This is a genomic window from Phenylobacterium sp., from assembly GCF_031181185.1.
Lineage (GTDB): Bacteria > Pseudomonadota > Alphaproteobacteria > Caulobacterales > Caulobacteraceae > Phenylobacterium.
In genome coordinates, this window is record NZ_JAPSKZ010000219.1 from 1 (window position 1) to 5,349 (window position 5,349).

Genomic DNA, 5,349 nt, shown 5'->3' on the forward strand with positions numbered 1-5,349 from the left:
CCACCAGGCGGTTTTCGCGCCCACCGCGCCACTGCGCCTCGACCGCCGCGGCCAGCACCACCAGGCGGTTTTCGCGCCCACCGCGCCACTGCGCCTCGACCGCCGCGGCCAGGGCCTCGGCGTCGGCGAAGCGGCCGCCGCCCGGCCCGTCCATGCCCACGAAGTCGGTGTCGCAGAACGTGCAGACCGCCTTTTCCCGATCCTCCTCGCGGCCGGACCATAGGTTGCAGCCGGCGAAGCGGCAGAACACCGCTGGCCGGCCCGCTTGGCCGCCCTCGCCCTGCAGGGTGAGGAAGATCTCCTTGACCGCGTAGCTCATGCGGCGAGCTCGGGACGGCCTCCGGCCGCCCATTCGTCCCAGCCTTTCGCCCGCAGCTCGCAGGCCGGGCAGGTCCCGCAGCCGTGGCCCCAGGCATGCAGCTCCCCGCGCTCGCCGCGGTAGCAGGTGTGGCTGTCCTCGACGACCAGGGCGACCAGGGCCTCGCCGCCCAGCTGCTTGGCCAGCGCCCAGGTCTCGGCCTTGGTCAGCCGCATCAAGGGCGTCTCGATCCGGAAGTCCTGCGCCATGCCCAGGTTCAGCGCCCGCTCCATGGCGTCGATCGCCTCGCGCCGGCAGTCGGGATAGCCCGAATAGTCCGTCTCGCACATGCCGCCCACCAGGGCCGGGATGCCGCGCCGGTCGGCGAGCGCCGCCGCATAGGTCAGGAACACCAGGTTGCGGCCCGGCACATAGCTGTTCGGCAGGCCCTTCTCGCTGATCTCGAACGCCCGTTCCTCGGTCATGGCGGTGCCGCCGATGGCCCCGAACCCGCGGATTTCGAGCATGTGGTCTGGTCCCAGCCGCCCCGCCCACTGCGGGAATTCGGCCGCGAGCCTCGCCCGCACCGCCTGCCGCGCCTGGAGCTCGACGGCGTGCCGCTGGCCGTAGTCGAAACCGACCGTCTCCACCCGCGCATAGCGCGCAAGCGCCCACGCGAGGCAGACGGTGGAGTCCTGCCCGCCCGAGAACAGGACGAGAGCCGCGTCGGCGTGGGTCATCGGCCCCATATGGGCCGGAAGGGCCGCAAGGGGAAGCGACGTTACGGAAGCTCCGTTGTCCCCGGCGCCACAGTCAGCAGCGAACGCACATATTTGACGGGGCGGCACGTAGTGGCGTTCGTTGACACGCGCGTCATCGAGAGCGAGCCTCATACCCAAGTTGTCGGGGGGATACGCCGCTCGCCCCGCAACGCGCCTTTCGCGGCGTAACGGCGACAAGGGCCCAAAAAAGAGCCCGCGCCTCTGGGAGGAATATTGATGAAGACTGCGAGCCTTCGCGGCCTGCTGGCTGCTGGCGTGTCGTTCGGCGTGATCTGCGCCTTCGCGACCTCCGCCTCAGCCCAGACGACCGGCGGGAATGTCATCGAGGAACTGGTCGTCACGGCCCAGCGTCAGGCCGAAGCCCTGCAGGACGTGCCGATCGCCGTCTCGGCCTTCGACCAGAACGCGCTTGAGAAGTCCAAGATCGACGGCGGCCCGAACCTCGTGCTGGCCGTGCCGAACGTGAACTTCTCCAAGGGGAACTTCACCGGCTACAACTTCCAGATCCGCGGCATCGGCTCCAAGCTGGTCGCCGCCTCGGGCGACGCCGGCACCGGCATCCACCTGAACAACAGCCCGCTGATCGCCAACAACCTGTTCGAGACCGAATTCTACGACATGGAGCGCGTCGAAGTGCTCCGCGGTCCGCAGGGCACGCTCTACGGGCGCAACGCCACCGGCGGCGTCGTCAACCTGATCACCGCCAAGCCGGTCGACACCTTCCAGGCCAATGCGCGGGCCGAGTACGGCAACTACAACTCGATCAAGCTGCGCGGCATGGTCAACATGCCGATGGGCGACGTCTTCGCCCTGCGCGTCGCCGGCAACTACCTGAAGCGCGACGGCTATGGGACGAACCTCGCCACCGGCAACGACGCCGACGATCGCGACCTGTGGGGCGCCCGCGCGACCTTGTCGTTCAATCCCACCGACCGCTTCCGCGCCTGGCTGCTCACCGACCACTTCGAGGAGCACGACAACCGCTCGCGCATCGGCAAGCAGCTCTGCACCAAGGACCCGGGTCCCGCGAACATCGGCGGCGCCGGCTTCTCGGCCGTGCCGCCCGTAGCCCAGATCCAGCGCGGTCTGTTCAATCAGGGCTGCCTGCCCAGCTCGCTGTACGATCCGAGCGCCTTCGGAACCGTCAATTCGCAGGGCACTCTGGGCGGCCTGTTCGGCGCTCTGGGCGGCTTCCAGACGGGCGATGCCTACGCCGGCAAGATGCAGACGACCGACGTGCGGGACATCGAGTCGCTCTTCGACCCGATCTACAAGGCCAAGACGAACATCTACCAGTTCAACGCCGAGTTCGACGTCACCGAGCAGCTGACGCTGAGCTGGCTGTCGGCCTTCAGCACCAACAAGCTCTACACGCGCCAGGACTACAACCGTTACCTGCCGTCCACGACGTTCAACACCACGCCGAACCCGGTGAACGCCTTCGCGGCCGTGCCCGGCTATGCGAGCGCGATCTATCCCATGCTGTTCCCCGGCGGCGTGATCAACGACCCGCAGAACGGGCCGCAAAACCGCTTCACGACCAGCGACATCTCCTCGGGCTACGCCGAACAGTGGAGCCACGAGGTCCGGCTGCAGTCCGACTTCGACGGGCCGATCAACTTCAACCTCGGCGGACTCATCACGAAGTACAACTCGACCGGCGACTACTACGTGATGTTCAACACCGGCACCGGCTACGTTCAGATCCAGAACCTGCTGTTCGCCGGCAATCCGAACTGCACCAGCGGCGCCAATTGCATCGCGGTCGACCCCAGCGCCGATCCCACCCGCCTCGGCCACAACTACTACGACAGCTACGGCCCCTACCGCCTGATGTCGTATGCGGCGTTCGGCGAGCTCTACTGGCAGATGAGCGACACGTTCAAATGGACGCTCGGCCTGCGCTACACCGTCGACGACAAGCGCGTGCTGGCGCACTCCGTCTCGCTCGCCACGCCAGGCGCCGGGCCGATCCCGCGTGAGATCCAGCAGGTCAAGTTCAAGGAGCCGACCGGGCGCTTGGGCTTCGACTGGAAGCCGGACCTTGGCTTCACCGACGACACGCTCGTCTACGCCTTCTACTCGCGGGGCTATAAGGGCGGCGGCCTGAATCCGCCGTTCAGCCCCGGCGTCGGCGTCGTGCCTGTTTCGGAAACCTTCGAGCCCGAGTTCATCAACTCGTACGAGATCGGGACCAAGAACACCTTGGCGGGCGGCACGGTGCAACTCAACGCCACCGCCTTCTACTACGACTACAAGGGCTACCAGGTCTCCAAGATCATCAACCGGACCTCGATCAACGAGAACATCGACGCCAAGGTCATGGGCGCCGAGTTCGAAGGGATCTGGCAACCGATCGAGGGGCTGCGCTTCAACGCCGCCATCGGCTACCTCGACACCGAGATCAAGAACGCCACCTCCATCGACACCTTCAATCGTACGCAGGGGAACCCCTTGCTGACGCTGGTGAAGTCCAGCGCCGCGTCCAATTGCGTCGTTACGACCGCCAACGCACAGACGGCGCTCGCCCTGTCGAGCTCGATCAACAATCCCTTCGCGTTGATCGCGCCGACCGGTCTTTGCGGAGTGACAAGCAACGCCGGGGCCGGAACGAACATCCTGGGCACCGGGGCGATCGCGGCCGGCACGAACGCCTTTGGCGGCCTCGTGTCGGAAGGCGTCCCGGTCGACCTCGACGGCAACGCGCTGCCGAACGCGCCCAAGTGGACGATCTCGCTCGGCGCCCAGTACACGATGAACTTCGGCGACTGGGAGGCGACGCTCCGCGGCGACTACTACAAGCAGACCAAGACCTTCGCCCGGATCTACAACTCCGACGCCGACCGCATCCGCGGCTGGGAGAACGTCAACCTGACGCTCACCGTCGCCAATCCGGACATGGGCGTCGAGGTCGGCGCCTTCATGAAGAACGCCACCGACGAGACGGCGATCACCGACTTCTACCTGACCGACGACAGCTCCGGCCTGTTCCGGAACGTCTTCTACACCGAGCCCCGCACCTACGGGATCTGGGTGTCGAAGAGCTTCTAGCCGGTCAGGTCTCAGAGGCGCCTCAAGAGGGCGGCGGAGCGATCCGCCGCCCTTCCTTTTTTTCCGAACGCCGACGAATTTGAGCGCATGGTACGTCGCCGCCGCCGGCCCTCACCCAGGAGCCGAAGATCAGCGTTCACTTTTGATCAGTCGATTTGAAAGTGCGGTATTTCCGCAACAACACGCCAAAAGCGTCGCAGGAACGCCCCAACTTATCGCCGTCCAGTTGACGCTCTCCGCCCCGCCGCCCGAGGGTCCGCGCCCTTGGGCGCCTCCCCGCGCCCCAAGCCGAAACGATTCGAAGCAAGAGGCGGCGGCCCGACGGCCGGTACGCCCTGGGAGGACTTTTGATGTCTCAAACCGCTCACGTGCGGAGCCTGCTCGCTGCCGGCGTCTCCGCTTTGGCCCTTGCGGCCGTGGCCCAGCCCGCCCAGGCGCAGGACGCCGCGCCCGCCGACACCGGCTCGACCCTCGAGGAACTGGTCGTCACCGCCGAGAAGCGCGAGCAGTCGCTGCAGGACGTGCCGGTGGCCGTCTCGGCCTTCACCTCCGAGAGACGCGACGTCGCCGGCATCACCGGCATCCAGGACTTCGTGAACTTCACGCCCGGCATGAACTACTCGGGCACGGACCGCGTCAGCCTGCGCGGCGCCGGCCGCAACACCTTCTACATCGGCAACGACCCGGGCGTGGCCTCCTATTCGGACGGCTTCTACTCGGCCTCCTCGTCCGAGCTGTTCAAGACCCCGCTGTTCATCGAGCGGACCGAGATCCTGCGCGGGCCGCAGGGCACGCTGTACGGCCGCAACGCCATCGGCGGCGCCATCAACCAGGTCTCGAAGCGCCCGTCCGACGAGTTCGGCGGCGAGATCCGCGCGATGTACGGCAACTATGACCGCACGCGCATCGAGGGCGTGGTGTCGCTTCCGGTCGCGGAGAACCTCCGCTTCAAGGTCGGCGGCAGCCAGGACCACCAGCGCGACGGCTTCATCAAGAACATCGGCCCGGCGAACGACGGCGGCACCATCAAGCGCACCTACTTCGAGTTCATGATGGAGGCCGAGCCGACCGAGAAGCTCGACATCTTCGTGCGCTACAACCGGTCGAGCTGGGACGACACCATGGGCGTGGGCGACCGCCTCGCCAACCTGACGACGCCGTACGACACCACCCGCATCTTCGGCCCCATCGGCCAGCTGCAGGTCAATCCGCAGTTCG

3 protein-coding genes and 1 pseudogene are annotated in these 5,349 nt (G+C 66.8%); 2 read left to right on the forward strand and 2 right to left on the reverse strand.

Annotation, left to right across the window (positions count from 1 at the left end; all coding sequences use genetic code 11):
* Nucleotides 1-319 (reverse strand): annotated as a pseudogene (locus RIF93_RS18375) (hypothetical protein); the annotation flags it as partial.
* Complete coding sequence (queC, locus tag RIF93_RS18380) at nucleotides 316-1,038, reverse strand: 7-cyano-7-deazaguanine synthase QueC (RefSeq protein ID WP_309092900.1); 723 nt, start codon at nucleotides 1,036-1,038, stop codon at nucleotides 316-318. The gene queC and the pseudogene RIF93_RS18375, both read right to left, overlap by 4 nt.
* 258 nt (nucleotides 1,039-1,296) lie before the next feature.
* Here queC and RIF93_RS18385 point away from each other — a divergent pair, with 258 nt between their 5' ends.
* Both RIF93_RS18385 and RIF93_RS18390 read left to right on the forward strand, forming a co-directional pair.
* Nucleotides 1,297-4,131 (forward strand): TonB-dependent receptor domain-containing protein, encoded by a 2,835-nt coding sequence (locus RIF93_RS18385; protein WP_309092901.1) that lies wholly within the window; start codon nucleotides 1,297-1,299, stop codon nucleotides 4,129-4,131.
* 350 nt (nucleotides 4,132-4,481) lie between these two features.
* On the forward strand, nucleotides 4,482-5,349 hold an 868-nt coding region (locus tag RIF93_RS18390), incomplete at its 3' end, for a TonB-dependent receptor plug domain-containing protein (RefSeq protein ID WP_309092902.1).